The following is a 24,964-nucleotide window of genomic DNA, read 5'->3' as shown; positions in this document are numbered from 1 at the left end:
ATCAACGCAAGCCCCGGTCGATGAGCGCGCCCAGCGCGCGAAGAGAGCCGGGGCCCAATCAACCCAAGCCCCGGTCGATGAGCGCGCCCAGCGCGCGAGCGCCCCGGGGGTTTGATGAGACGTCAGTGGAAGATCAGTGGGCGCCTTCCAGGCTGGACCGGGTCGTTTTGGGAGCGCTATCGGGATCCGCCGTCCACGCGTGGGTGGCAAGACGGGGCAGTGTGCCGTCTCGATAAGCCTGCGCGACGGCGCGTCGTTTGAGCTTGCCGCTGGTGGTGGTGGGAATCGCGCCGCGCCGAACCGTGATCAGTTCATCCAACTGCAGCCCAGTCGCGGCAACGACTTGACATCTCAGTCGGTCGGCTTCGGCCTCGTCGATGATGCTGTCCAATTGGCTTTCCAACACAACCACGACGCGTTCGTTGACCCCGAAACATGCGACTTTGGTCCGGTGCTGCTCGGATTCCCTGCGAATGATGAACTCGATGTCGTAGGGGAATCTGTTTTCTCCGTAAACAATGAACACCTCGTCCTGCCGGCCAAGGATGACGATTTCGTCGTCTACAAGAAAACCCAAGTCGTGGGTGTCGCAGAAGCCTTCCTCGTCGAGCGCGTCCAGCTTCTTCCCGCCCACATAGGCTTTGGCGGCCACGCTGTCGCCGCGCAGTTTGATCGTTCCGGCCCGGGCACCTGGTGCGGCGTCAATGCGCACCTCGTAGCCAGGCAGCACTCGGCCGCCGGTGACGACCTCCGCGGCGGCGTGGGTTTCGGTGCGGAATCCCGTGTTGGGCGCTGACATCGACACGGCGACGGTCGCTTCGGCCAGGCCATAGCCCGAACCCAGGGCCGTGGGGGCAAGTCCGACGCCGGCGAAGGTGGCGGCGAATCTCCGCATGCCCTCGGCATGGACGGGTTCGGAGGCGATGATCAAGCGGCGCATTTTGTGTAGGTCGATGCCTTCGATGTCGGCGCCGCGCCTGTGGTAGGCGTTGATCAGCCACTCCAGAGCGAAGTTAGGCATGAACGTGTGGGTAGCCCCGGAGCTGGTGAGCAGTCTGAGGAATCCCAACGGGTCATACAGAAACCGGTGTGGCGTGGTGAATACCGCGCTGACACTGTTGAAGAGTGCGGCGAATAGGCTGCCCACCAGCCCCATGTCATGGTGCAAGGGCAGCCAGCTGCCCATGACATCGCCGTGCTGGAATTGTGAGCCCACGGCCATTGCGCGCATGTTGGACAGCAGGTTGCGGTAGGTGATGACCACTCCGCGTGGTGCTGCGGTGCTGCCAGAGGTGTATTGGACGTAGGCGTCGTCGTCGAGGGTGCATAGCGGCCAGTCGGCGGTGGCGGTGTCGGCGAGTTGCTGGGCCGTGGCGCGGCCGAACTGCTCGTCGCCAGCCTCGGCTAGGGCAGTAAATCTGCTGATCTGGCAGTCGGTGCTGGCGGCAGCGCGTATCTCGTCGTGTTCGGCCGGTGTGCAGATCAGCACGCGGTGATGGCGCAGCAGTGGGCCGAGCCGAGTCATGAAACGCTCGGTGGTCTTCAGTGCCTCCCGCGGCGGGATGGGTACCGGCACAGCGCCATGGAGCATGAGGCCCAAAAAGCAGGACAGGAATTCCAGGTTGGTGTGGGCGGTGATCAGCACGGGTTCACCGCGTTTGAGGTCAAGACGCCGTAGCGGGGGGATGCATGCCGCCGCGCGCGCGATGAGGTCCTGATAGCTGATTACCTCGGAATGCTCGCAAGTGATCGTCAGCGTGCGGTCCGTGCAAGCCGAGATCTGCTGCCAGGCGATGGCTGGTGAAAGCAAGGCCGCCGTCATGCCCAGAAGCTTTCGGTCGCCGCCGGGTCGGCGTAAAACTCGCTAAGTCGGGTGATCCGACCACCGGCGACGGTAACCAGGATCGCCTCGCGCTGGTCGAGGACCTTCCCGGCCCTGCTGGCCCGCAATCGATACACGGCGATCACCTGGCCATCGGTGTTGCTTAACACGTCTTCAAGCGTCACCGTCATGGTGCCGTCGGCGGCGGCCGCGGTGTCGCCGAGGCACGCAACCACGTTGTCCACGCCGCGGAACACCCCAGCCAGGGCGTGCTTGCCCGGGACAAACTGCTCCACGTCGGGCGCAAAGCATTGCGTCAGCTCGGCGAGGTCGCCGCGGGCAAACGCGGCGAAAGTTCTTCGGACCAGATCAAGATCGGCGTCGTCGGTCATGCTGTTCCTTTCCCAAGTGGGGCCGGCTTGGCGGTTTCGGGGAACCAGACCGCGACGCTGGTGTAGACGTCTCCCACTGTTTTGATGTTCTGTGCGTCGCGGAAAGAGATGGCGATGTCGAATTCGTCTTCTAGCTCGGTGATCAACTGGAACAGCTTGAGCGAGTCAAAACCCAGGTCGTCGACGAGTACCTGGTTCGCGGTGATGCCGCGGTCGGTTCGCAAGATCCGTTGGATGGTGGCGTTGATGGCCTCTTTCATAGCGCGGCTCCTTGCGGGGTCAGGTCCTCGGCAAGGCCGCCAAACACGTGCAAGGCCCGGTCGAGGTCGGATTGTCGGTGGTCGGCTAGGTAGCTGGTGCGGAATCCCGAACGCTCCTCCGGCACGGCTGGGGGGGCCACCGGGTTCACATACACCCCGGAGCGCATCAGCCGCAGATAGCCCGCATGCGCCACGGTCGGGTTGCCCAGAATCACCGGCACGATCGCGGTGCCGTGATACTCGGCCTGATAGCCCTGCCGTGCCAGGCCGGTGGCCATGTACTCGGCCGCGGCCAGCACCCGAGCCCGCCGGTCGGGTTCACGCCGACTGACGCGCAGAGCCGCGTGGGTGGCAGCCGCGGCGGCCGGCGGCAGGCTGGCGGAAAACACATGACCTGAACCGTTGTGCCGGATGTAGTCCACGACGGGCCGATCCCCGGCGATGAACCCGCCGACGGAGGCAAAGGATTTGCTGAACGTGCCCATCACCACGTCCATGCGCGCCAAGACACCCAACGCGGCCGAAGCTCCTCGCCCGTCGGGGCCCAGCACGCCCAGCGCATGGGACTCGTCCACATAGACCCGGCAGCCGTGCCGGTCGGCAAGCTCGGCGATGGTGGCCAGGTCGGCGACGGTGCCTTCCATGCTGAACACCGCGTCCACGACGATGATCCGGCGGCGCCCCTCGGTGCGGCGTAGCACCCGCGCCAGGTGGTCCATGTCGTTGTGCCGGTACAAGGTGAAGTCGGCCCCGGACAACCTGGCGGCGTCGAACAGGCTGCGGTGGTTCAGCGCGTCTTGGATGATCATGTCCCCGGATTCGCATAGCGCGCTGATCGCCGCCAGGTTGCTCTGATATCCGGTGGAGCACAACACGGCGGCGGGTTTGCCCAAAAAACAGGCTAGTTCCTGCTCAAGCGAGACGTGCAAGTCCAACGTGCCGTTCAGCAACGGCGAACCCGAGCAGCCGGTGCCGTACCGTCGCGTGGCCTCCGCCGAGGCCTCCACCACCTCTGGATGGGTGGCCAGGCCCAGATACGAGTTCGTGCCCAGCAACACGATCTCGCCCAGCTCCGCGGCCTTGACCGTGGATCGCTGCGGTCCGGTGAATCGGGGATAAAAACCGTAGACTCCGCCGAGTTTGAGCCCCGTGTATTTGTGCTGACGATCGATCTTGCGAAAGATATCGTGTTCGGGCAGCCCGTCCTGGTCCAGACGTATTCGCTCTTCCCAGCGACAGAATTCCTCCGACATATCGTCGGGTAGCGTTGGCCGTTGAATATTGTGCATCATCATTCGCGCTAACGTTGCCGTATGCACCGGATCCGTGCTGTGACGCAGGAAATAGATGGTCGGTATGACTCGGGCACCCGGAATGCGAAGTTTTGTGAAATAGTTCGTAATACCCATTTCCATTCGCCGTTTATCTCGGCTGATCGCATCTTTTAGGCTGAGCATCAGCGCCGCCCGGTACAGATTCGCCTTCCTATAATGTTCAAAATCACGATCGATGCCCCACTCAAGCAGTATGTAGTTCTCATCCGCACCCCAAACGTTCAAAAAGAAGGCAATTGGCGTGCCCTGGTAGCGGAACAACCACAGTCTGCTACGTCCACGCAGATGCCGAGAACACGCCGCGAAGAACTCAGGGTTCAGGTCCTCGCGCTGGTAATCCTTTGCCTCCGTCTTGACGTTGCGCCAAAGCCGGGCCAATACCGGCGCATGCTCGGCATACTCGTCGAGTTCCTCGACCTCGATACCGAACCGCTCACGAAACTCCAGCGACGTCTTCAACGGCAGGCGCCTTTTGTGAGACAGGCAGCCCAGTGCCTCTTCCACGCTCGACCAGCTGATGGTCGTGTCTACCCGGGAAAAGCCCAGCGCAGGCCGAAAGCCCAACGGGCGCAGGATGTCAAGGTATCGCTGGTAGTGTTCCGGGTCCACGTCCCGGATCATCAAGAAATCCGACCCGTCGTCATGCGCCAACTGGTCCATCTGGCCGGCCAGCACAGGCAATACCCGCTCCAAGTCGGTGTCGGACCGCAACGCCAGCGGGTTGCTCACCATGGTGAGCAACCCGCACTCGAGGAAACGGAACGTCATAAACCCCGGAAACCACCGTTTGATGGTCGTTCGCCAGGCCGGAGTGAGCTTGCGGTCGGTGGTGGCCAGGTCGAAACAGACGCTATAGAGGTTTGCCCGGCCTAGCGGGTGCCCATCGGCCAAATCCGCCATGAAGTAATAGTGCTTCAGGTCGTTGATCCCCGACTCCTCGACAGGGCGCAGAAAGTCATAGCCCAAGCCAGTGGGCATCCGACCGCCCGGAAGATTCCAGCTGTCCGGACAAATGTCCCGCAAGCTGCGGTAAACCCTCGCCAGCGTGGGCCTGTCATTGTCCGTATCCACATTCACCCCCTAAGCAAACACACCGATCGAAAACAGCTAGCCATCTTGGTTGACCTGAAAGCGCATCCACCACCGAAGGTGGCGGTGGGAACAAAGTCACGGGGTGCAAAGTCGAATCGACTCAGCGCTCCGCCGATCGGCACAGTGACAACGCGCCGACACGATCACCCAATACCGCACCTTTCGACGTTATCGCCGGCCCACCAGCACCGGCACCACAATGCACCAAACGCAACATCGCACGCGCATTGGGTCGCATAGCGACGCTAAGAGTAGGACGTGCCGCCGTGAATTATCAATAGCCTCCGACTGATTCACGAAAAATTGACGTTCGCTGTATAGCTAGCCGACAAATGGCTGGGGCATGTCCATCACAGCGACAATGCCGGGGCGGTTACGCTGTTATGTCAGGCAAGCGGTGCCTCGGATGCTCCCGGCCCCACCCGGCTCTTCCGAGTTGATGGGTGGCTCGTGTGACCGATTCGCGCAAACACATCCGATTCGCATCGCGGCTTCGGGGTCTGGATGCCAGCCGGGTGCCAGGCTTGGATATCGGCTTTCAGGGTGGCCACGGCCCGGCTGTGGGCCTTGCGCCCCGCGCCGAAATGCCTTGCCAGCAAATGGGCTTGATCCTCGCAGATACCGATGTCACTGCAGGCGGCCGCCGTACCGGGCCCGGTTCTCGGCCTCAACCTCGTCGCGCAGGGCCGTAATCGCCAGGTTCACTCGGTCGGCCAGCTCCCCGTGCGCGTAGCCGGTCATCACGCCCGGATGCAACGTCAGCTCGAGCAACCGCCCGTCCGAATTGGCAACAGCGCGAACGTCTCCCAAGTCCACGCTGTAGGTAACAGTTTCAGCCTGCGTGACAAGCGCCTCCCACTTGTCGGCCGCCTCGCTCAAGTCACGAAGAACCGATTCGACGAGGTCTCGGTCGCTCAGCTGGCTCGGTTCGCTGCGACTGTCCGACCCCGACACCATGACAGTATGTCCACGCCCCCCACCAGCGTCAATTCATCGCCGGACGCTTGCCGTGGGGATTCGAGAAAGCTATCGGCGTGAACCGAGTTCCCGGAACCACGCGAAGTGATAGTTCGCCGCGACCGGGTCTCCCGTGACGCTGCCCTCGGTGGCAGCCAACAACATACAGTTGAGCAGTAACGCCGGATCGACCCGGGGATACTGGGCCAAGACGTGGTGGAGCGCGGTATCGACGTGCACCCGCAACAGGTCGACTTCCTCGGCGGCGGCGCCGTTGCCGGCCGCCGTGGCCAGGGCGTGCACGATCCGCGGCAAGCCGTCGCGCCGCTGGGTCGCTATGCCCAGCTCCACACTCAGGCCGGCGATCGCTGGCAACGCTCGCGGCTGCACCGAGGACGTCGGCGCGGTCGAATCGACCACCCGACCCAGCGAGTCACCGGGGGTGTACGTCTTGCAACACGTCGTGATACCGACCAACTCGGGGGCTCTGCCGGCGCGTCGCGCCGGTGCCAACAATCGCACGCCTTCGGGAAGGGCGACGCCCGGAGGTATCCAACCATGGGCAACGTCGGTGACCAGGACCGTCGTGCCGTCCGCGTGAACGCCGACCGCCCAGTTCAGCCGTGGCTCCTGACGAGCCACGAACGCCAGGAGGCGCTGCAGTCGGGCTTCGTCATCCTCGGCGGCGGCAACCGGCCAATCCGTACAGGCCTGGTCAGCGGGCTGAACCACCGTGACGGCCGGCATGAGTCGTGTCGTGTCCAGATCCGAGCCGCCGGCACCGCGCATACGCGGAATTTCCACGGGAACGCGCCCCGTTATCTGCCGAAGCTCGCGCATCGCCGACTCGACGCGACGCATCGCCGACGCGCGGGCGCGGTCGATCACTCTGTCTTCTTCTGCGCGTCGCGTCGAATCAGCCATCCCCGCACGCCGGATGACCATCAGCTCGTCGTTGGCAGAACCAACTATCCGATGCAGATCCGCTTTCAGATGTTCTGCAAGCGTGGCGGTTTCGGCGGTGTTCGACGAAAGCTCAGCGGGCCAAAGCCCGCCAATTACCCGTGTGGTGCAATCCAGCGAGGAGCTAAACGTCGGAATCGTGAGGGATTCCCGGGTCGCTCTCCGGAGTCGCTGGCGCGCACTCCATCGACCGAAGATCGCCACCGGGTAAGCGTACCGGCATCATCTGGCCCGCGCAGGCGGTGAGCGGGTGGTGAATTGTGTGTCAGACGGGGCCTGGGTAGCGTGGGGTCATGGCTGATTCTGCGCTGCAGCAGCAACTCGACGAGGTGCGGGCTCTGCTCACTCGAGCGCGAGAATTGTTCGGCCCCAATCCGATCGAGCCGCCCACCGACATCGCACCCGATCCCGACAGCACCAAGACCTGGCTCATCTAGCGCGTCAACGGTTACGGCGGCGCAGTTGATGCGCCAGCAGCTTTTCGATCGCGACGTTCAGGTCGTCGGTCGTGGGAACCTGAGCGGACGGGGTGTGGCCCGCCGCCACGATCTCGTTGCGTACTTCCAGCAACGCTTTAAGGCAGGACACGTCGGCGGTGAGCAGGATGGCTTCCGCCAGGGTTTCTGCGTCGGTCTCCATCGCCGCCTCGCTCAGCGAGACGCTATGCATGTATCCACCGCGGCAGGACCGAACAAGAATGTGCCCGCTGGGGTGGACCGTGTCGAAAGCGGGATTGGCGTCGGTCATCGCCCTGTCATCGGCTCCCGTCAATGATGTTGCCGAGGCTGCGCGACGCCGCTCGCTCGTGCTGCTCCCACATCGCGGCCGACGTTCGCAGGTTCTGGGCAATATCGGCGTGGTTGTCGGCTTGCTGCTGGTAGCACTGCCTTCTGAGCTCGAGCAGCTCACGCCCGGTGTCGCGGAGCTCACTGAAAATCGGCCCCAGCGAGTCCAGACTTTCGCGGATCGCGTCGTGCGACGACGGCACGGTCCGCAGGTAGTCGGCGGTCTGCTGGTGATGGGCAGCGGCCTGACGTAAATGTGCAGGCTGCACGTGAATTCGATCTGCCATCCGCTTTCTCCTCTTGTTGTGACCGGGCGGTCAGTACCTATCGAGCGGCCGCCGGCCTGGTTGGTGTCGGTCCTTCGGTCCTCGCCGGCGCGGTCGCGGTCGCCGCTGGATGCATCCAGCCTAGAAAGTTTGGCCCACGCACGGCCGAGATGTGTTGAATCTGGCCGTCCAGTAAAGCTTTGCTAGGGCCAAGGGCAAGGGCGTGACGATCGGTGAACACACCCACGTCTCCCGCTGAGATCCGGGCGGGGTCGACAGGGTTGGCGACCGCGGTTCCCGGTAGCGGGATGGCAATTCCCTGTTGTTGGAACGCATCTGCGATCGGTGTGCCGCCGGCCGCCGCCTTGATCGCCGCGGCGAGCTGGGGACTGGCCGCGGTCACCGTCTCACCGTTGGGCAGCGTCACGGTCGTCGGAGCCTGCGGTGGCGATTCTGACTTGCCCAGCCCGGCGTCCTCGTCGGCGCCTTCTCGGTCGTCGGCGCGACGCTCATCCGGTTCGTTGGAACGCTCATAATCGGCCGGATCCCTGACTTCTTGTCCCCGTTCGTCGAAGCCCGTCAACTCCGGTTCGTCACCCACGCCGCGCAGCAGGCCGGAGAGCGGAAGCCCACCCGGCGCGCTCACACCGGGGACCAAGCCCGGTGTTGCTCCGCCACCCGGCATCGTTGCTCCGCCAAGATTGGGCAGGCTTGGCGTCGACGACGCTGATGGTATTGCCGCGGATGTGCCGCCCGGCACCTGTAGGTCATCGGCCAGCAAACCCGGATCCTCGAGCAGCAGCGAGTCGAGGAGGCAATCGGGTTCGGCTCCTGTCGGCAACTCCGGCTGATGACCGGCACCACGTGCGGGCGCGCCGCCCGAGCCGACCGACGCCGGTCCGCGGTCATCGGCATCGCCACGGTCGCCCTTGGATGCGTCATACAGCGATGTCCAGGCGGCCATCAGAGCGGATTTCGACGCAGCGTCCAGGCTCGCGGTCGCAACCACCTCCCGGATATCCCTGAGCTTGCCGATCAAGAAACGCTGGAAATCACGCGCGCCGGCCGGAGTGTCCAGATCGGATCGAATGCGTACCGCGGCTTCGATCTCTTGCTGAAGCTCGTGCAGCGATTCGCCACCCTCGACAGTCTTCAGATGCGCGTTCAGAATTGCCGAGACGACCTGCAGATCGAGCTGCGCGGTAGCCGAATTCTGATGTGCCAGAGCTGCTTCCGCATCCGCGATGGCACGGGCGGCGTCTCCTTGTTCCCGATCGGGCAGTGCTGGATAGTACAGGTTCGAATGCCGCTGGCGGATCTTACGCAAAATGGCATCGAGCTGTTCGGAACGTGTCGTGGACGTGACCACCGCGGTCACCTCGGTCGGTGTCAACCCGGTCTGCCACGCGTTCGGGTCACCGGTTCGGTCGCGGACGTACCTGATCGTGGCAAGGAGATCTTCGTGCGTGGACATCGCCGCGTCAAACGCCACTGCGACCCACTGCGGGCCCTGTCCCCGGCGCTTCCATGCCGCGTGACAGTACCTAGGTGTGTAGTCGCCGACAATTCACCCAACGCCTGCGGGTCCCGCGTATCCGGTCCGCAGCTAACGGGCCGGTTCCGTGTACTGTGCCCGCAGGCGCTTTAGCACAGCGCTTTTTGCGCGATCGAGCTCGTGCGCGGCGGCGACGACCGCTACGATCTCGCGCTGCTTGGCGACCAGGAACGTTTGAAACTCACGCGCTCCCATGGGCGTATCGACGGCAAGCTGATCCTGATCCGGAACCGCGCGGTCGAGTTCGGCCGCGATAGCATCCAGCCGACGGACGCTTTCCCGCATGGCCGCATGCGCGCTGGCTAGCACGTCGGCCAACTCACGGTCGGCTTCGGCCACGGCGTCGTGTTGCCTTGCCAGCAAAGCCTGACGCTCCTGGATGACAGCTACCAAAGACCCGGCTTGCTCCGACATGGTTCAACCTTCTCATCCTGCCCGTCTGATTGGGCGATTATCTGCCACTCAGCGGTCGCCGAATCTGCACGTTGTTGCCCAGCGAGCTGACCCGAACCGACGCGCCCGCATGGGGCGCCTCGACGACCAGATTGTTGCCGATCGCCAGCTGCACGTGCCCGGGGTGCGGGAAGACCAGATCGCCCGGCCGGACCTGTGAGCGCGGCACCGGGATCCCCTCGTTGATCTGTTGATAGGTGGTGCGATCCAGGTGAACACCCGCCTGGGCGTAGGCCCACTGGACCAAACCGGAACAGTCGAACTGGTTGGGCCCCGTTGCGCCCCAGACATAGGGACGGCCAAGTCGCGACAGCGCGGCGTGGACCGCGAGGCCGGCGCGACCGCTCGGCGACGGCAGCCGAAGCTTGGCCAGCGCGACCCCCGGGGAGTGCGCCACCCGGTACCGCAGCGCACGCAGCGCCGCCAAGTGCCGTCGTGCCCGTCGTCGCGCCGTCAGCACATGGGCTCGTTGCGCACGCAGCCGCGCCACACGACGGCGTATGGCTTCGCGCTGGGCCATCGGCGCAACCGCAGTAACGGCGGTATCCGAGCGAGCCTCGTCGAGAACGGTTCCGGTCGACCGCCGGGCCCATGCCCGATCCCGTTGAGCGCCGGTGATGACGACCCCCGCCGCGGCATCGATTCGCGCAGCAGACAGCAAGGCCGCCCGGCTGTGGTCCACGGCGAGTTGATACCGGCGCTGGCCCGCACCCACATTCAGGTCGGCAGCCCGAGACAGCAGATCCCCGTAGGGTGTGGTGCCCGCATCCAACCCCGGTCGCCGACTGTCTCCGGCGAACAGTTGATGAGCGCGACTCAACAGCTCGACCTCGCTGTAATTCACTGCTGCCCCTCATCCGCGTCGTGACTTGCCTCGATTGCGTCGACGAAGGCTCGGACGCGGGGGAGCGCGCCCGCAGGGATGACGCCCCGATTGCGGATATCCCACATATCGTCGGCGCCGACGCCGATTAGCGCGGCCACGACCGCCTCCGGTAACGACGACTGCGCACATGCCCGATCGAACCGGGCGCTCAAGCTTGTCGGCATCCGCTCCAGGAGAGCGCCGCGCGTGGCTTCCAGCGCCCGCAGATGCTCCATGAGCCGGCCGGTCGAGTCGGCGCCGGCGTTCACCGCCACCCGCCAGGAACTGGCGGCCAGCATCTCCGCCTTCACACATTGCGCGATCACAGAGAGAATATACGTCTCATATTCGTTTGAGGTCGTCGCAGGCAATCGGTCGATGACGGATTTGATGGCATCGAGCTGTGCTTCGGCGTAGCCCTCCAGCACATCGGTATCGCTGTGGCGGTCCACCACGACCGCACCGGCGCGGCGGACAGCCGTCGGGTTGGACGGCTGTGCGGCGATCAGTCGGGCCAGCTCCGCATCGGGATCAGCGGCGACCAACAGCCGCGAGTAGGTGCCAGGCGGCAGGCCGAGGCCATTTTCGACCTTCTGAACTGTGCTTTTGTGTGGCTTGCGGGCACCGCGCTCCAGATAGCTCAGGCCCATGGTGCTTACGCCAGTGGCGGCCGCCAGGTCCGCGAGGGACCAGTCACGCGACTCGCGAAGTGCGCGAATGGCCGCGCCGGCCGACTCACGGCTCACCGCACGCTCCGGCCATAAGCCGGATACTACCCGGATACGACTCGGCCGCGGCCACCCCTTATGTATATACGTTTTTATCGCGATTCTCTTGCAGAGCCCGCCACAGACATATACGCTTTTGCCTACGTTTCGTTCAACAAGGAGGCCGGCACATGGCACACCCCTGCGCAACCGACCCGGAACTATGGTTCGGGTACCCCGATGACGACGGCAGCGACGGCGCCGCTAAGGCACGCGCCTATGAGCGGTCGGCCACCCAAGCGCGGATCCAATGCCTGCGCCGGTGCCCGCTCCTACAGCAGCGCCGGTGTGCTCAACACGCGGTCGAGCATCGGGTGGAGTACGGCGTATGGGCCGGCATCAAGCTTCCCGGCGGCCAGTACCGAAAGCGCGAACAGCTCGCGGCAGCCCACGACGTGCTGCGTCGGATTGCCGGCGGCGAGATCAATTCCAGGCAGCTCCCGGACAATGCGGCTCTGCTGGCCCGCAACGAAGGACTCGAGGTCACCCCGGTGCCCGGGGTCGTGGTGCACCTGCCGATCGCACAGGTTGGCCCACAACCGGCCGCTTGATGCCCGGTCGGCAAGCCCGGCAGTTGCCAAACCCAGCGTGATCAGGCTCGGCTCGCGAGTTCGCCGAAGAAGTGGCTCGCCTGATCACCTACCATCGGCCAGGATCTGCGTGTCATCACGACGCTCGCCAAGGAGGTTGTTGTGGTGCTATCGACGGCCTTTAGCCAGATGTTCGGAATCGACTATCCGATAGTGTCCGCGCCAATGGACTTGATCGCCGGCGGTGAGCTGGCTGCCGCGGTAAGTGGCGCAGGGGGACTCGGCCTCATCGGGGGCGGCTATGGGGACCGGGATTGGTTGGCCCGGCAGTTCGATCTCGCCGCTGGAGCGCCGGTGGGCTGCGGGTTCATCACCTGGTCTTTGGCCCGCCAACCGCAGCTGCTCGACCTCGCGCTGCAGTATGAGCCGGTGGCGGTGATGCTGTCGTTCGGGGACCCCGCGGTTTTCGCTGACGCCATCAAGTCCGCCGGAACGCGGTTGGTCTGCCAGATCCAAAACCGGACCCAGGCCGAGCGAGCCCTGCAGGTCGGCGCCGATGTGTTGGTGGCTCAGGGCACCGAGGCCGGTGGGCACGGCCACGGTCCACGTTCCACCCTGACCTTGGTACCCGAAATCGTCGACCTGGTCACCGCGCGGGGAACTGATATCCCGGTGATCGCCGCCGGGGGCATCGCCGACGGCCGGGGCCTTGCCGCCGCGTTGATGTTGGGCGCCGCCGGGGTATTGGTCGGTACGCGCTTCTACGCCACGGTCGAAGCGTTATCCACACCGCAGGCGCGGGACCGGCTGCTGGCGGCGACTGGCGACGACATGTGCCGCACCACTATCTACGATCAGCTACGGCGCTATCCCTGGCCGCAAGGACACACGATGAGCGTGCTAAGCAACGCCCTCACCGACCAATTCGAGGACACTGAACTCGACATTCTCCATCGCGAAGAAGCCATGGCCAGATATTGGCGAGCCGTTGCTGCGCGTGACTACAGCATCGCCAATGTCACCGCCGGTCAAGCCGCGGGCCTGGTCAATGCCGTCCTGCCAGCCGCCGACGTGATAACCGGTATGGCGCAACAAGCGGCGAGGACGCTGACCGCGATGCGCGCCGTGTAAAAGGGTACCGAGGCGCCCCGCCACCCGGCTGCGGCCGCGACCGAGCTGAACCGGACAGCGCCGGCGATAGTCACGTCGATACCGGGGTTGCCCTGGGCTGGCCGTGGGCGTGCGCTAGCCGTTCCAACCACGCCCATGGCGGCCGTTTCGACGACGATGTCGGTCACGACTCGTCTCACAGTACGGTGGGCGAAGGGGGACTTGAACCCCCACGTCCCGAAGGACACTGGCACCTGAAGCCAGCGCGTCTGCCATTCCGCCACTCGCCCGCAACAACCGGAGGACCATACCACTGTAGTAGCCGCAGGCCCCATCCGCTGCCAGGGGCGCCGGCGGGCTCAGTGGGCGTGGCCGGCCCTTTCCGCTCGCTCACACTGTCCCGATACCATGATTGATTGACACGACATACAGGCGAGTCGTTTGCCTTGCGCCGACGATGCACCAGAACAGTGAGGCGAGCGCTGAAAGATGGGTAGCCAGAAAAGGCTGGTTCAGCGCGTTGAGCGCAAACTCGAGCAGACGGTTGGCGATGCGTTTGCCCGCATCTTTGGAGGCTCGATCGTCCCGCAAGAGGTCGAAGCCCTGCTGCGCCGCGAGGCGGCCGACGGCATCCAGTCGCTGCAGGGAAATCGCCTTTTGGCGCCCAACGAATACATCATTACCCTCGGTGTGCACGACTTTGAGAAGTTGGGCGCTGATCCTGAGCTGAAGTCAACCGGTTTTGCTCGGGACTTGGCGGACTATATCCAAGAACAGGGGTGGCAAACGTATGGTGATGTGGTCGTCCGATTCGAGCAGTCGTCGAACCTGCATACCGGCCAGTTCCGCGCCCGCGGCACTGTTAACCCCGACGTTGAGACCCACCCGCCGGTCATCGATTGCGCCCGGCCACAATCAAACCACGCGTTTGGCGCAGAACCAGGAGTAGCACCAATGAGTGACAATTCGAGCTACCGTGGCGGTCAGGGGCAGGGGCGTCCCGACGAGTATTACGACGACCGCTATGCGCGTCCGCAAGAGGATCCGCGTGGTGGCCCGGATCCGCAAGGCGGACCTGACCCCCGCGGGGGGTATCCACCCGAGACGGGCGGCTACCCGCCCCAGCCGGGCTACCCACGCCCGCGCCACCCGGACCAGGGCGACTACCCCGAGCAAATCGGGTACCCCGACCAGGGCGGTTACCCCGAGCAACGCGGCTACCCCGACCAGCGCGGGTACCAGGACCAGGGTCGAGGCTACCCCGACCAAGGGCAGGGGGGCTATCCGCCGCCCTACGAGCAACGCCCTCCTGTTTCTCCCGGCCCGGCTGCCGGCTACGGCGCTCCCGGCTACGACCAGGGCTATCGCCAAAGCGGCGGCTACGGCCCTTCACCCGGTGGCGGCCAGCCCGGCTACGGCGGGTACGGGGAGTACGGGCGTGGCCCGGCTCGCCACGAGGAGGGCAGCTATGTGCCCTCTGGCCCTCCGGGCCCGCCCGAGCAACGACCGGCTTACCCCGACCAAGGCGGTTACGACCAGGGCTACCAGCAAGGCGCCACGACATACGGCCGGCAAGACTATGGCGGCGGCGCTGACTACACCCGCTACACCGAATCCCCGCGGGTCCCGGGATACGCTCCTCAGGGTGGCGGGTACGCCGAACCCGCCGGCCGAGACTACGACTACGGCCAATCAGGCGCTCCGGACTACGGTCAGCCAGCGCCCGGTGGCTACAGCGGTTACGGGCAGGGCGGCTATGGGTCCGCCGGAACGTCGGTTACGCTGCAGCTCGACGACGGCAGCGGACGCACCTACCAGCTCCGCGAGGGCTCCAACATCATCGGTCGCGGACAGGACGCCCAGTTCCGGCTGCCCGACACCGGTGTGTCACGCCGTCACTTGGAGATCCGGTGGGACGGGCAGGTCGCATTGCTCGCAGACCTGAACTCCACCAACGGCACCACTGTTAACAATGCACCGGTACAAGAGTGGCAGTTGGCCGACGGTGATGTGATCCGCTTGGGACACTCCGAGATCATCGTCCGCATGCACTGAACCTACTGGGCTCGAAGCTGCCGGGGTTGACCCGCGCCGACCACCGTCAAAGTATCGTGACTTTGCTGACGTGCTCGGCAGCGCGGGGCCGGAGCAGACGGTGCAGGACGGAAAGGACGCCAGATGCAGGGGTTGGTACTGCAACTGACGCGTGCCGGATTCTTGATGTTGTTGTGGGTATTCATCTGGTCCGTGCTACGGATCTTGAAGACCGACATTTATGCGCCGACCGGCGCGGTCATGATGCGCCGCGGCCTGGCGCTGCGAGGGACGCTCTTAGGCGCGCGTCAGCGCCGGCACGCTGCACGCTACCTGGTGGTGACCGAAGGTGCGTTGACTGGCGCGCGTATCACGCTGAGCGAACAGCCGGTGTTGATCGGGCGCGCCGACGACTCGACCCTGGTGCTGACCGACGACTACGCCTCGACGCGGCACGCTCGGCTGTCTATGCGCGGCTCCGAGTGGTACGTCGAAGATCTAGGATCGACCAACGGCACTTACCTGGACAGGGCGAAGGTGACGACTGCGGTACGAGTTCCGATCGGAACGCCGGTTCGCATCGGCAAAACTGCAATCGAGTTGCGCCCGTGACCCGCGCTGGCGACGATGCAGAGCGCAGAGAAGCGGTGGGGGCGCGCCCCCACAAGTGGGGGGTACCCCCACCCGCTTGCGGGGGAGAGTGGCGCTCGTGACCCTGGTCCTGCGATACGCGGCGCGCAGCGATCGCGGCTTGGTACGCGCCAACAACGAAGACTCAGTCTACGCTGGGGCACGGCTATTGGCCCTGGCCGACGGCATGGGTGGGCATGCGGCCGGCGAGGTGGCGTCCCAGTTGGTGATTGCCGCATTGGCCCATCTCGATGACGACGAGCCCGGTGGCGATCTGCTGGCCAAGCTGGATGCCGCGGTGCGCGCCGGCAACTCGGCTATCGCAGCGCAAGTCGAGATGGAGCCCGATCTCGAAGGCATGGGTACCACGCTCACCGCAATCCTGTTCGCGGGCAACCGGCTCGGCCTGGTGCATATCGGTGACTCGCGCGGTTACCTGCTGCGCGACGGTGAGCTGACGCAGATCACCAAGGACGACACGTTTGTCCAAACGCTGGTCGACGAAGGCCGGATCACCCCGGAGGAGGCGCACAGCCACCCGCAACGCTCGTTGATCATGCGGGCGTTGACCGGCCATGAGGTCGAACCGACGCTGACCATGCGAGAAGCCCGCGCCGGTGATCGTTACCTGCTGTGCTCGGACGGGTTGTCCGATCCGGTTAGCGATGAAACTATCCTCGAGGCCCTGCAGATCCCCGAGGTTGCCGAGAGCGCTCACCGCCTCATTGAACTGGCGCTGCGCGGCGGCGGCCCCGACAACGTCACTGTCGTCGTCGCCGACGTCGTCGACTACGACTACGGCCAGACCCAACCGATTCTGGCCGGGGCGGTCTCAGGCGACGACGACCAACTGACCCTGCCCAACACCGCCGCCGGCCGGGCCTCTGCCATCAGCCAGCGCAAGGAGATCGTTAAACGCGTTCCGCCACAGGCCGATACATTCAGTCGGCCACGGTGGTCGGGCCGACGGCTAGCATTCGTTGTCGCACTGGTGACCGTGCTGATGACTGCGGGCCTGCTCATTGGTCGCGCGATCATCCGCAGCAACTACTACGTAGCGGACTACGCCGGCAGCGTGTCCATCATGCGGGGGATTCAAGGGTCGCTACTGGGCATGTCCCTGCACCAGCCTTACCTGATGGGCTGCCTCAGCCCGCGTAACGAGCTGTCGCAGATCAGCTACGGACAGTCTGGGGGCCCTCTCGACTGCCATCTGATGAAACTGGAGGATCTGCGACCGCCGGAGCGCGCACAGGTTCGGGCCGGTCTCCCGGCCGGCACTCTCGATGACGCCATCGGGCAGTTGCGCGAACTGGCGGCCAACTCCCTGCTGCCGCCTTGCCCGGCGCCGCGTGCCACGTCCCCGCCCGGGCGCCCGGCCCCACCCACCACCAGCGAGACAACCGAACCAAACGTCACCTCCTCGCCAGCCGCTCCATCACCCACCACCTCCGCGTCGGCCCCCACCGGAACTACTCCTGCCATCCCCACGAGTGCCTCCCCGGCAGCGCCCGCGTCGCCGCCGACGCCTTGGCCCGTCACCAGCTCGCCGACGATGGCCGCACTTCCGCCACCCCCGCCTCAGCCGGGCATCGACTGCCGGGCGGCGGCATGACGACACGACTGCAAGCGCCGGTGGCCGTAACGCCCCCGTTGCCGACTCGGCGCAACGCTGAACTGCTGCTGCTGTGCTTTGCCGCCGTAATCACGTTTGCCGCACTGCTGATCGTGCAGGCCAATCAAGACCAGGGGGTGCCCTGGGACTTGACTAGCTACGGACTGGCCTTCCTGACCCTGTTCGGATCCGCGCATCTGGCCATCCGGCGCTTCGCCCCCTACACTGACCCGCTGTTGCTCCCGGTGGTGGCACTGCTCAACGGACTTGGCCTGGTAATGATCCACCGCCTCGATCTGGTGGACAACGAGATCGGCGAGCATCGGCACCCCAGCGCAAACCAGCAGATGCTGTGGACGCTGGTGGGCGTAGCTGCCTTCGCGCTCGTGGTGACCTTCCTCAAGGACCACCGACAGCTCGCACGCTACGGCTACATTTGCGGGCTCGCGGGTCTGGTTTTCTTGGCAGTTCCCGCGCTGCTCCCGGCAGCACTGTCCGAACAGAACGGCGCCAAGATCTGGATCCGGTTGCCCGGCTTCTCGATTCAACCCGCCGAATTTTCAAAGATTCTGCTGCTGATCTTCTTTTCGGCGGTACTGGTGGCCAAACGCGGCCTGTTCACCAGCGCCGGCAAACATTTGCTCGGAATGACCCTGCCGCGCCCGCGAGACCTCGCGCCACTGTTGGCAGCCTGGGTCATCTCGGTGGGTGTGATGGTCTTCGAGAAAGACCTCGGCGCTTCGCTGCTGCTGTACACATCGTTTCTGGTGGTGGTTTACCTCGCCACCCAGCGGTTCAGTTGGGTCGTCATCGGCCTGACTCTGTTCGCGGCAGGAACCTTGGTGGCGTACTTCATTTTTGAGCACGTCCGGCTCCGCGTACAGACCTGGCTGGATCCGTTCGCAGATCCAGACGGCACCGGATATCAGATCGTGCAGTCGCTTTTCAGCTTCGCTACCGGCGGTATCTTCGGCACCGGGCTCGGTAATGGTCAACCCGACACCGTGCCCGCGGCATCCACCGATTTCATCATCGCCGCGTTCGGCGAAGAGCTTGGGTTGGTGGGCTTGACGGCCATCCTGATGCTCTACACCATCGTGATCATCCGGGGTTTGCGCACGGCCATCGCCACCCGCGATAGCTTCGGCAAGCTGCTGGCCGCCGGCCTCTCATCGACGCTAGCCATTCAGCTGTTCATCGTCGTCGGCGGTGTGACCCGACTCATTCCGCTGACCGGGTTGACCACACCGTGGATGTCCTACGGCGGGTCTTCACTGCTGGCCAACTACATATTGCTGGCCATCCTGGCACGCATCTCGCACGGAGCCCGCCGCCCACTGCGCACCCGCCCACGAAATAAGTCGCCGATTACGGCGGCCGGCACCGAGGTCATCGAACGCGTATGAACGCCTCTCTGCGCCGAATATCGGTGACCGTGATGGCGTTGATCGTGTTGCTACTGCTCAACGCGACCATGACGCAGGTCTTCACCGCCGACGGGCTGCGTGCCGATCCCCGCAACCAGCGAGTGTTGCTCGACGAGTATTCACGGCAGCGCGGCCAGATCACCGCTGGTGGCCAACTGCTGGCGTACTCGGTAGCCACCGACGGCCGCTTTCGTTTCCTGCGGGTCTATCCCAATCCTGAGGTGTACGCGCCGGTTACCGGCTTCTACTCCCTGCGCTATTCCAGCACCGCCCTAGAACGAGCCGAGGACCCGATATTGAACGGGTCCGACCGCCGTCTGTTCGGCCGCCGGCTGGCCGACTTCTTCACCGGTCGCGACCCACGCGGCGGTAATGTCGATACCACGATCAACCCGCGCATTCAGCAAGCCGGCTGGGACGCGATGCAGCAAGGCTGCTACGGGCCCTGTAAGGGAGCGGTGGTCGCCCTTGAGCCATCAACCGGCAAGATTTTGGCGTTGGTGTCTTCTCCGTCCTACGACCCCAACCTGCTGGCGTCGCATAACCCCGAGGTGCAGGCGCAAGCCTGGCAGCGGCTTGGCGACAATCCCGCCTCTCCACTGACCAACCGTGCCATCTCTGAGACGTATCCACCGGGTTCGACTTTCAAAGTGATCACCACTGCGGCCGCGCTGGCCGCCGGGGCCACCGAGACCGAACAGCTGACTGCGGCGCCCACAATTCCGTTGCCAGGCAGCACCGCCCAGCTAGAGAACTACGGCGGCGCGCCGTGCGGGGACGAACCCACCGTGTCGCTGCGTGAGGCATTCGTCAAATCATGCAACACCGCATTCGTCCAGCTGGGCATCCGCACCGGCGCCGACGCCCTGCGCAGCATGGCGCGCGCGTTCGGTCTCGATAGCCCACCGCGCCCAACTCCGCTGCAAGTGGCGGAATCAACCGTCGGGCCTATCCCGGACAGCGCCGCACTAGGGATGACCAGTATCGGCCAAAAGGACGTTGCGCTGACCCCGCTAGCGAACGCAGAAATAGCCGCGACCATCGCAAACGGCGGCATTACGATGAGGCCTTATCTAGTCGGCAGCCTCAAGGGACCGGACCTAGCCAATATCTCAACCACCGTCGGATACCAGCAGCGCCGCGCGGTGTCACCGCAGGTCGCCGCTAAGCTAACAGAGCTGATGGTCGGCGCCGAGAAAGTCGCACAGCAGAAAGGGGCAATCCCCGGCGTGCAGATCGCATCCAAGACGGGCACCGCCGAACATGGCACCGACCCTCGTCACACTCCACCGCACGCTTGGTACATCGCCTTTGCGCCCGCACAAGCGCCCAAGGTGGCTGTTGCCGTGCTGGTGGAGAACGGGGCTGATCGGCTGTCCGCCACCGGAGGTGCCCTCGCGGCACCGATCGGGCGGGCGGTGATCGAAGCCGCACTGCAGGGGGAACCATGAGCCCCCGAGTTGGCGTGACGCTGTCGGGCAGATACCGCCTGCAGCGCCTCATCGCCACCGGTGGTATGGGCCAAGTCTGGGAGGCCGTGGATAACCGGTTGGGCCGGCGTGTTGCGGTGAAGGTGCTCAAGAGCGAGTTCTCCTCCGATCCGGAGTTCATCGAACGGTTCCGGGCCGAAGCGCGCACCACCGCGATGCTGAACCATCCGGGCATCGCCAGCGTGCACGACTACGGCGAAAGCCAGATGAACGGGGAGGGTCGCACGGCCTACCTGGTGATGGAGCTGGTCAACGGCGAGCCACTAAATTCGGTGCTCAAACGCACCGGCCGGCTGTCGTTGCGGCACGCACTGGACATGCTCGAGCAGACCGGCCGCGCTCTGCAGATCGCGCATGCCGCTGGCCTGGTGCACCGCGACGTCAAACCGGGCAACATCTTGATCACCCCCACCGGGCAGGTGAAGATCACCGACTTCGGCATCGCCAAAGCCGTCGATGCAGCGCCCGTGACCCAGACCGGCATGGTGATGGGCACCGCCCAATACATCGCGCCGGAGCAGGCCCTCGGTCACGACGCCAGCCCGGCCAGCGACGTCTATTCACTGGGAGTTGTTGGGTATGAAGCGGTTTCGGGTAAACGGCCGTTCGCCGGCGATGGTGCCCTGACCGTGGCAATGAAGCACATCAAGGAGCCGCCGCCGCCGCTGCCTCCCGACCTGCCGCCCAATGTGCGAGAACTCATCGAGATAACTCTGGTGAAGAACCCCGCGATGCGCTATCGCAGTGGGGGACCGTTCGCCGACGCGGTGGCAGCGGTGCGCGCCGGCCGCCGGCCCCCGCGGCCCAGCCAGACACCCCCCCCTGGCCGGGCCGCCCCGGCGGCCATTCCGTCGGGTACGACAGCCAGGGTCGCGGCCAACTCTGCTGGCCGGACTGCGGCATCCCGTCGATCCCGCCCGGCCACGGGTGGTCACCGGCCGCCGCGGCGCACGTTTTCGTCCGGTCAGCGTGCGCTGCTCTGGGCCGCGGGGGTGCTGGGGGCGCTGGCAATCATCATCGCCGTGCTGCTCGTCATCAAAGCGCCCGGGGACAACAGCCCGCAGCAGGCACCGACGCCGACCGTGACCACCACCGGGAACCCTCCGGCCAGCAACACTGGCGGGACTGATGCTAGCCCGCGACTCAATTGGACGGAACGCGGGGAAACACGTCATTCTGGACTGCAAAGCTGGGTTGTCCCGCCGACACCGCATTCGCGCGCGTCGCTGGCCCGATACGAGATAGCGCAATGACCACCCCTTCCCACCTGTCCGACCGCTACGAACTTGGCGAAATCCTTGGATTTGGGGGCATGTCCGAGGTCCACCTGGCCCGCGACCTCCGGTTGCACCGCGACGTTGCGGTCAAGGTGCTGCGCGCTGATCTGGCCCGCGATCCCAGTTTTTACCTTCGCTTCCGGCGTGAGGCGCAAAACGCCGCGGCATTGAACCACCCTGCAATCGTCGCGGTCTACGACACCGGTGAAGCCGAAACGCCCGCCGGGCCATTGCCCTACATCGTCATGGAATACGTCGACGGCGTTACCCTGCGCGACATTGTCCACACCGAAGGGCCGATGACGCCCAAACGCGCCATCGAGGTCATCGCCGACGCCTGCCAAGCGCTGAACTTCAGTCATCAGAACGGAATCATCCACCGTGACGTCAAGCCGGCGAACATCATGATCAGCGCGACCAATGCAGTAAAGGTGATGGATTTCGGCATCGCCCGCGCCATTGCCGACAGCGGCAACAGCGTGACCCAGACCGCAGCAGTGATCGGCACGGCGCAGTACCTGTCACCCGAACAGGCCCGGGGTGATTCCGTCGACGCCCGATCCGATGTCTATTCCTTGGGCTGTGTTCTTTATGAAGTCCTCACCGGGGAGCCACCTTTCACCGGCGACTCACCCGTCTCGGTTGCCTACCAACATGTGCGCGAAGACCCGATCCCACCTTCGGCGCGGCACGAAGGCCTCTCCGCCGACCTGGACGCCGTCGTTCTCAAGGCGCTGGCCAAAAATCCGGAAAACCGCTATCAGACAGCGGCGGAGATGCGCGCCGACCTGGTCCGCGTGCACAACGGTGAGCCGCCCGAGGCGCCCAAAGTGCTCACCGATGCCGAGCGGACCTCGCTGCTGTCGTCTGCGGCCGGCAACCTTAGCGGTCCGCGCACCGATCCGCTACCACGCCAGGACTTAGACGACACCGACCGTGACCGCAGCATCGGTTCGGTGGGCCGTTGGGTTGCGGTGGTCGCCGTGCTCGCTGTGCTGACCGTCGTGGTAACCATCGCCATCAACACGTTCGGCGGCATCACCCGCGACGTTCAAGTTCCCGACGTTCGGGGTCAATCCTCCGCCGACGCCATCGCCACACTGCAAAACCGGGGCTTCAAAATCCGCACCTTGCAGAAGCCGGACTCGACAATCCCACCGGACCACGTTATCGGCACCGACCCGGCCGCCAACACGTCGGTGAGTGCAGGCGACGAGATCACAGTCAACGTGTCCACCGGACCCGAGCAACGCGAAATACCCGACGTCTCCACGCTGACATACGCCGAAGCGGTCAAGAAACTGACTGCCGCCGGATTCGGCCGCTTCAAGCAAGCGAATTCGCCGTCCACCCCGGAACTGGTGGGCAAGGTCATCGGGACCAACCCGCCAGCCAACCAGACGTCGGCCATCACCAATGTGGTCATCATCATCGTTGGCTCTGGTCCGGCGACCAAAGACATTCCCGATGTCGCGGGCCAGACCGTCGACGTGGCGCAGAAGAACCTCAACGTCTACGGCTTCACCAAATTCAGTCAGGCCTCGGTGGACAGCCCCCGTCCCGCCGGCGAGGTGACCGGCACCAATCCACCCGCAGGCACCACAGTTCCGGTCGATTCAGTCATCGAACTACAGGTGTCCAAGGGCAACCAATTCGTCATGCCCGACCTATCCGGCATGTTCTGGGTCGACGCCGAACCACGATTGCGCGCGCTGGGCTGGACCGGGATGCTCGACAAAGGGGCCGACGTCGACGCCGGTGGCTCCCAACACAACCGGGTCGTCTATCAAAACCCGCCGGCGGGGACCGGCGTCAACCGGGACGGCATCATCACGCTGAGGTTCGGCCAGTAGCTTCGCCCGCGCTAGCGGTTGAAGTTGGGAAGTGCGGTGAGATGGCGGTGAGCACTTCGTTTTCCAGCCGACGTACCAGGGTGTCGTCTTGCGTCCATCCGCAGCAGGTGAGCCAGTTGGCCAGTATGCGGTGCCCGCCCTCGGTGAGAATCGACTCCGGATGGAACTGGACACCGTGGATCGGCAGCCCGGTGTGCTGCACGGCCATGATCACACCGCTGCTAGTGCGGGCCGTGACCCTCAGCACCGCTGGCAGCGACTTAGGCAGAATTGTCAACGAATGGTATCGAGTGGCCGTGAAGGGATCCGGAAGCCCTTGTAGCACACCGACATTGGTGTGGAATACGCTGCTGGTCTTGCCGTGCAATAGCTCGGGCGCACGGTCCACGGTGGCGCCGAACGCAACGCCGATGGCTTGGTGCCCAAGGCAGACCCCCAGTAAAGGGGTGTGTGCTGCCGCACACGCGTGCACCATACTCACCGACGCGCCCGCGCGCTCCGGGGTACCCGGACCGGGACTGAGCAGGACACCGTCGAATTGGCCGGCGACGGCGGCCTCATCGGATAGCCGGTGGTCGTCGTTGCGCCACACCTCGGCCTCGATGCCGAGCTGGCCGAGGTACTGCACCAGGTTGAACACGAAGCTGTCGTAGTTGTCAACGACCAGGATCCGCATCGTGACAGGCTACCGCCTGACCCTGCCGGCAGTCGTTCAGTAGTCCAAGGGGCCTGCAGGCTGCGCGAAGTGCATCCGGACGGGATCGGCATAGCCGACTATCTGCAAGTCAGGATGGACTTCTTCGCGGTACCCGAGGCCGAACCGGACCACGTACTGCTTGTAGAGCGTCACCAGGGGAGCCGCAGCCAGAGCAGCCTGCATGGCGGCGGCGTCTCCGATCGCGGCGATCGTGTAGGGCGGGCTATAGGTACGCCCGTTGAGCAGCAACGTGTTTCCGACACAACGAGCTATCGACATCGCGATGATGCGCTGGTCCTGCATCTGGATCGCCTCAGCACCGGCATTCCACAACGCGTTGAGGACAGCCTCGATGTCTTGCTGATGCACAACCAGATCGTCCGGGGACGCGTCGCGCGGAAACCGGCCGTTGGCGTCGCGTTGCGCGTCTTGCAGGGTAACCACCAGGCCCGGCCCATGGACCGGATTCATAGCCGCCACACCGGCCAGCTCGGCGGACCGCCGCTGCATGGCCGCCAACGCGGTATCGACAGATCGGCCGTGCACCGAGTCGATTCTGGTGGTCAGCGCTTCGCGTTCGGTGGCGAGACGGTTCACCGATGCCTGCGCCCGACGGACAAGGTCGACCAGTCGCGGCGCATCGCTGCGGCGGATCTCGGTGCCGCCCGACACCCCATGCGTGGCGGCCAGCAGCAGCCCCGCCAGCAAGCACACTAACGGGACACTGAAACGCCACGCCGATCGGCGCCGATCAATCATGGTCTCTCCGTTTTCCGGGCAGGGTGTTGGG

24 protein-coding genes, 1 tRNA gene and 1 pseudogene are annotated in these 24,964 nt (G+C 64.9%); 10 read left to right on the top strand and 16 right to left on the bottom strand.

Annotated features, from left to right (window positions below; all coding sequences use genetic code 11):
• Positions 1 to 133: 133 nt before the first annotated feature.
• The 7 genes and pseudogenes from fadD34 to MCAN_RS00165 form a co-directional block, all read right to left on the bottom strand.
• Positions 134 to 1,822, bottom strand: coding sequence for a fatty acyl-AMP ligase FadD34 (gene fadD34, locus MCAN_RS00195; RefSeq protein WP_014000006.1), 1,689 nt, complete (start codon positions 1,820 to 1,822; stop codon positions 134 to 136).
• Complete coding sequence (locus MCAN_RS00190; RefSeq protein ID WP_003400421.1) at positions 1,819 to 2,214, bottom strand: nuclear transport factor 2 family protein; 396 nt, start codon at positions 2,212 to 2,214, stop codon at positions 1,819 to 1,821. Before MCAN_RS00190 ends, fadD34 begins: the two co-directional genes overlap by 4 nt.
• Positions 2,211 to 2,474 carry an acyl carrier protein gene (locus MCAN_RS00185; protein WP_003400418.1) on the bottom strand — a complete coding sequence of 88 codons (264 nt, stop codon included), beginning with the start codon at positions 2,472 to 2,474 and terminating at the stop codon, positions 2,211 to 2,213. Before MCAN_RS00185 ends, MCAN_RS00190 begins: the two co-directional genes overlap by 4 nt.
• Positions 2,471 to 4,786: an aminotransferase class I/II-fold pyridoxal phosphate-dependent enzyme gene (locus MCAN_RS00180; RefSeq protein WP_014000005.1), complete on the bottom strand. Its 2,316-nt coding sequence runs from the start codon at positions 4,784 to 4,786 to the stop codon at positions 2,471 to 2,473. Before MCAN_RS00180 ends, MCAN_RS00185 begins: the two co-directional genes overlap by 4 nt.
• A gap of 602 nt (positions 4,787 to 5,388) precedes the next feature.
• Positions 5,389 to 5,514: pseudogene (locus MCAN_RS24010) on the bottom strand (hypothetical protein); the annotation flags it as partial.
• A 13-nt stretch (positions 5,515 to 5,527) separates the two neighbouring features.
• On the bottom strand, positions 5,528 to 5,857 hold the full coding sequence (locus MCAN_RS00170) for a DUF2710 domain-containing protein (RefSeq protein ID WP_003400413.1): 330 nt from the start codon (positions 5,855 to 5,857) through the stop codon (positions 5,528 to 5,530).
• A 69-nt stretch (positions 5,858 to 5,926) separates the two neighbouring features.
• Complete coding sequence (locus MCAN_RS00165; protein ID WP_014000004.1) at positions 5,927 to 7,024, bottom strand: DUF5631 domain-containing protein; 1,098 nt, start codon at positions 7,022 to 7,024, stop codon at positions 5,927 to 5,929.
• Between the two features lie 89 nt (positions 7,025 to 7,113).
• Between MCAN_RS00165 and MCAN_RS22885 the strand changes: the two genes are divergently transcribed.
• A complete protein-coding gene (locus tag MCAN_RS22885; RefSeq protein WP_003400408.1) occupies positions 7,114 to 7,257 on the top strand; it encodes a hypothetical protein in 144 nt (47 codons plus the stop codon).
• 4 nt (positions 7,258 to 7,261) lie between these two features.
• Here MCAN_RS22885 and MCAN_RS00160 read toward each other — a convergent pair whose 3' ends face one another.
• From MCAN_RS00160 to MCAN_RS00135, 6 genes are all read right to left on the bottom strand, one after another.
• Positions 7,262 to 7,567 (bottom strand): DUF2694 domain-containing protein, encoded by a 306-nt coding sequence (locus MCAN_RS00160; protein ID WP_003400405.1) that lies wholly within the window; start codon positions 7,565 to 7,567, stop codon positions 7,262 to 7,264.
• A gap of 7 nt (positions 7,568 to 7,574) precedes the next feature.
• Complete coding sequence (locus MCAN_RS00155) at positions 7,575 to 7,892, bottom strand: ESX-1 secretion-associated protein (RefSeq protein ID WP_014000003.1); 318 nt, start codon at positions 7,890 to 7,892, stop codon at positions 7,575 to 7,577.
• Between the two features lie 37 nt (positions 7,893 to 7,929).
• On the bottom strand, positions 7,930 to 9,345 hold the full coding sequence (locus MCAN_RS00150) for a DUF4226 domain-containing protein (RefSeq protein WP_015287743.1): 1,416 nt from the start codon (positions 9,343 to 9,345) through the stop codon (positions 7,930 to 7,932).
• Between the two features lie 132 nt (positions 9,346 to 9,477).
• Positions 9,478 to 9,840 carry a DUF4226 domain-containing protein gene (locus tag MCAN_RS00145; RefSeq protein ID WP_014000001.1) on the bottom strand — a complete coding sequence of 121 codons (363 nt, stop codon included), beginning with the start codon at positions 9,838 to 9,840 and terminating at the stop codon, positions 9,478 to 9,480.
• Positions 9,841 to 9,877: 37 nt separating this feature from the next.
• On the bottom strand, positions 9,878 to 10,723 hold the full coding sequence (locus tag MCAN_RS00140; protein WP_014000000.1) for a C40 family peptidase: 846 nt from the start codon (positions 10,721 to 10,723) through the stop codon (positions 9,878 to 9,880).
• On the bottom strand, positions 10,720 to 11,490 hold the full coding sequence (locus MCAN_RS00135; protein WP_013999999.1) for a helix-turn-helix domain-containing protein: 771 nt from the start codon (positions 11,488 to 11,490) through the stop codon (positions 10,720 to 10,722). Before MCAN_RS00135 ends, MCAN_RS00140 begins: the two co-directional genes overlap by 4 nt.
• A gap of 152 nt (positions 11,491 to 11,642) precedes the next feature.
• Here MCAN_RS00135 and whiB5 point away from each other — a divergent pair, with 152 nt between their 5' ends.
• Entirely contained in the window at positions 11,643 to 12,062 is a 420-nt protein-coding gene (gene whiB5, locus MCAN_RS00130; RefSeq protein ID WP_003400388.1) for a transcriptional regulator WhiB5, read from the top strand.
• 141 nt (positions 12,063 to 12,203) lie between these two features.
• Positions 12,204 to 13,172: an NAD(P)H-dependent flavin oxidoreductase gene (locus tag MCAN_RS00125; RefSeq protein ID WP_013999998.1), complete on the top strand. Its 969-nt coding sequence runs from the start codon at positions 12,204 to 12,206 to the stop codon at positions 13,170 to 13,172.
• Between the two features lie 186 nt (positions 13,173 to 13,358).
• On the opposite strand, the gene MCAN_RS00120 is transcribed toward MCAN_RS00125, so the two are convergent.
• A tRNA-Leu gene (locus MCAN_RS00120) sits at positions 13,359 to 13,441 on the bottom strand.
• A gap of 199 nt (positions 13,442 to 13,640) precedes the next feature.
• Here MCAN_RS00120 and fhaA point away from each other — a divergent pair.
• From fhaA to pknB, 7 genes are all read left to right on the top strand, one after another.
• Positions 13,641 to 15,206: a cell division-associated protein FhaA gene (gene fhaA / locus MCAN_RS00115; protein ID WP_013999997.1), complete on the top strand. Its 1,566-nt coding sequence runs from the start codon at positions 13,641 to 13,643 to the stop codon at positions 15,204 to 15,206.
• Between the two features lie 123 nt (positions 15,207 to 15,329).
• Complete coding sequence (locus tag MCAN_RS00110; RefSeq protein WP_003400373.1) at positions 15,330 to 15,797, top strand: FHA domain-containing protein FhaB/FipA; 468 nt, start codon at positions 15,330 to 15,332, stop codon at positions 15,795 to 15,797.
• Between the two features lie 97 nt (positions 15,798 to 15,894).
• Positions 15,895 to 17,430, top strand: coding sequence for a serine/threonine phosphatase PstP (gene pstP / locus MCAN_RS00105; RefSeq protein WP_015385224.1), 1,536 nt, complete (start codon positions 15,895 to 15,897; stop codon positions 17,428 to 17,430).
• Complete coding sequence (rodA, locus tag MCAN_RS00100; protein WP_013999996.1) at positions 17,427 to 18,836, top strand: cell shape-determining peptidoglycan glycosyltransferase RodA; 1,410 nt, start codon at positions 17,427 to 17,429, stop codon at positions 18,834 to 18,836. Before pstP ends, rodA begins: the two co-directional genes overlap by 4 nt.
• Positions 18,833 to 20,308, top strand: coding sequence for a D,D-transpeptidase PbpA (gene pbpA / locus MCAN_RS00095; RefSeq protein ID WP_003899775.1), 1,476 nt, complete (start codon positions 18,833 to 18,835; stop codon positions 20,306 to 20,308). The genes rodA and pbpA overlap by 4 nt, the downstream gene beginning before the upstream one ends.
• Entirely contained in the window at positions 20,305 to 21,600 is a 1,296-nt protein-coding gene (pknA, locus tag MCAN_RS00090) for a serine/threonine protein kinase PknA (RefSeq protein ID WP_003400358.1), read from the top strand. The genes pbpA and pknA overlap by 4 nt, the downstream gene beginning before the upstream one ends.
• Positions 21,597 to 23,477: a Stk1 family PASTA domain-containing Ser/Thr kinase gene (pknB, locus tag MCAN_RS00085; protein ID WP_003400356.1), complete on the top strand. Its 1,881-nt coding sequence runs from the start codon at positions 21,597 to 21,599 to the stop codon at positions 23,475 to 23,477. The genes pknA and pknB overlap by 4 nt, the downstream gene beginning before the upstream one ends.
• Here pknB and MCAN_RS00080 read toward each other — a convergent pair.
• Both MCAN_RS00080 and MCAN_RS00075 read right to left on the bottom strand, forming a co-directional pair.
• Positions 23,455 to 24,153, bottom strand: a complete 699-nt coding sequence (locus MCAN_RS00080; RefSeq protein ID WP_003400352.1) for an aminodeoxychorismate/anthranilate synthase component II — start codon at positions 24,151 to 24,153, stop codon at positions 23,455 to 23,457. The genes pknB and MCAN_RS00080 overlap by 23 nt on opposite strands.
• Positions 24,154 to 24,189: 36 nt before the next feature.
• Positions 24,190 to 24,933: a DUF881 domain-containing protein gene (locus MCAN_RS00075; protein WP_015291828.1), complete on the bottom strand. Its 744-nt coding sequence runs from the start codon at positions 24,931 to 24,933 to the stop codon at positions 24,190 to 24,192.
• Positions 24,934 to 24,964: the final 31 nt, after the last annotated feature.

The organism is Mycobacterium canetti CIPT 140010059 (assembly GCF_000253375.1).
Classification (GTDB): Bacteria; Actinomycetota; Actinomycetes; order Mycobacteriales; family Mycobacteriaceae; genus Mycobacterium; species Mycobacterium tuberculosis.
The sequence above is the reverse complement of the archived record's forward strand: the minus strand, read 5'-3'. Positions and strand labels throughout refer to the sequence as shown.

Coding starts and splice junctions, on each gene's coding strand:
- fadD34 (WP_014000006.1), bottom strand. CDS start 1,822: ATGACGGCGGCCTTGCTTTCACCAGCCATCGCCTGGCAGCAGATCTCG.
- MCAN_RS00190 (WP_003400421.1), bottom strand. CDS start 2,214: ATGACCGACGACGCCGATCTTGATCTGGTCCGAAGAACTTTCGCCGCG.
- MCAN_RS00185 (WP_003400418.1), bottom strand. CDS start 2,474: ATGAAAGAGGCCATCAACGCCACCATCCAACGGATCTTGCGAACCGAC.
- MCAN_RS00180 (WP_014000005.1), bottom strand. CDS start 4,786: ATGCCCACTGGCTTGGGCTATGACTTTCTGCGCCCTGTCGAGGAGTCG.
- MCAN_RS00170 (WP_003400413.1), bottom strand. CDS start 5,857: ATGGTGTCGGGGTCGGACAGTCGCAGCGAACCGAGCCAGCTGAGCGAC.
- MCAN_RS22885 (WP_003400408.1), top strand. CDS start 7,114: ATGGCTGATTCTGCGCTGCAGCAGCAACTCGACGAGGTGCGGGCTCTG.
- MCAN_RS00160 (WP_003400405.1), bottom strand. CDS start 7,567: ATGACCGACGCCAATCCCGCTTTCGACACGGTCCACCCCAGCGGGCAC.
- MCAN_RS00155 (WP_014000003.1), bottom strand. CDS start 7,892: ATGGCAGATCGAATTCACGTGCAGCCTGCACATTTACGTCAGGCCGCT.
- MCAN_RS00150 (WP_015287743.1), bottom strand. CDS start 9,345: ATGTCCACGCACGAAGATCTCCTTGCCACGATCAGGTACGTCCGCGAC.
- MCAN_RS00145 (WP_014000001.1), bottom strand. CDS start 9,840: ATGTCGGAGCAAGCCGGGTCTTTGGTAGCTGTCATCCAGGAGCGTCAG.
- whiB5 (WP_003400388.1), top strand. CDS start 11,643: ATGGCACACCCCTGCGCAACCGACCCGGAACTATGGTTCGGGTACCCC.
- fhaA (WP_013999997.1), top strand. CDS start 13,641: ATGGGTAGCCAGAAAAGGCTGGTTCAGCGCGTTGAGCGCAAACTCGAG.
- MCAN_RS00110 (WP_003400373.1), top strand. CDS start 15,330: ATGCAGGGGTTGGTACTGCAACTGACGCGTGCCGGATTCTTGATGTTG.
- rodA (WP_013999996.1), top strand. CDS start 17,427: ATGACGACACGACTGCAAGCGCCGGTGGCCGTAACGCCCCCGTTGCCG.
- pbpA (WP_003899775.1), top strand. CDS start 18,833: ATGAACGCCTCTCTGCGCCGAATATCGGTGACCGTGATGGCGTTGATC.
- pknA (WP_003400358.1), top strand. CDS start 20,305: ATGAGCCCCCGAGTTGGCGTGACGCTGTCGGGCAGATACCGCCTGCAG.
- pknB (WP_003400356.1), top strand. CDS start 21,597: ATGACCACCCCTTCCCACCTGTCCGACCGCTACGAACTTGGCGAAATC.
- MCAN_RS00080 (WP_003400352.1), bottom strand. CDS start 24,153: ATGCGGATCCTGGTCGTTGACAACTACGACAGCTTCGTGTTCAACCTG.
- MCAN_RS00075 (WP_015291828.1), bottom strand. CDS start 24,933: ATGATTGATCGGCGCCGATCGGCGTGGCGTTTCAGTGTCCCGTTAGTG.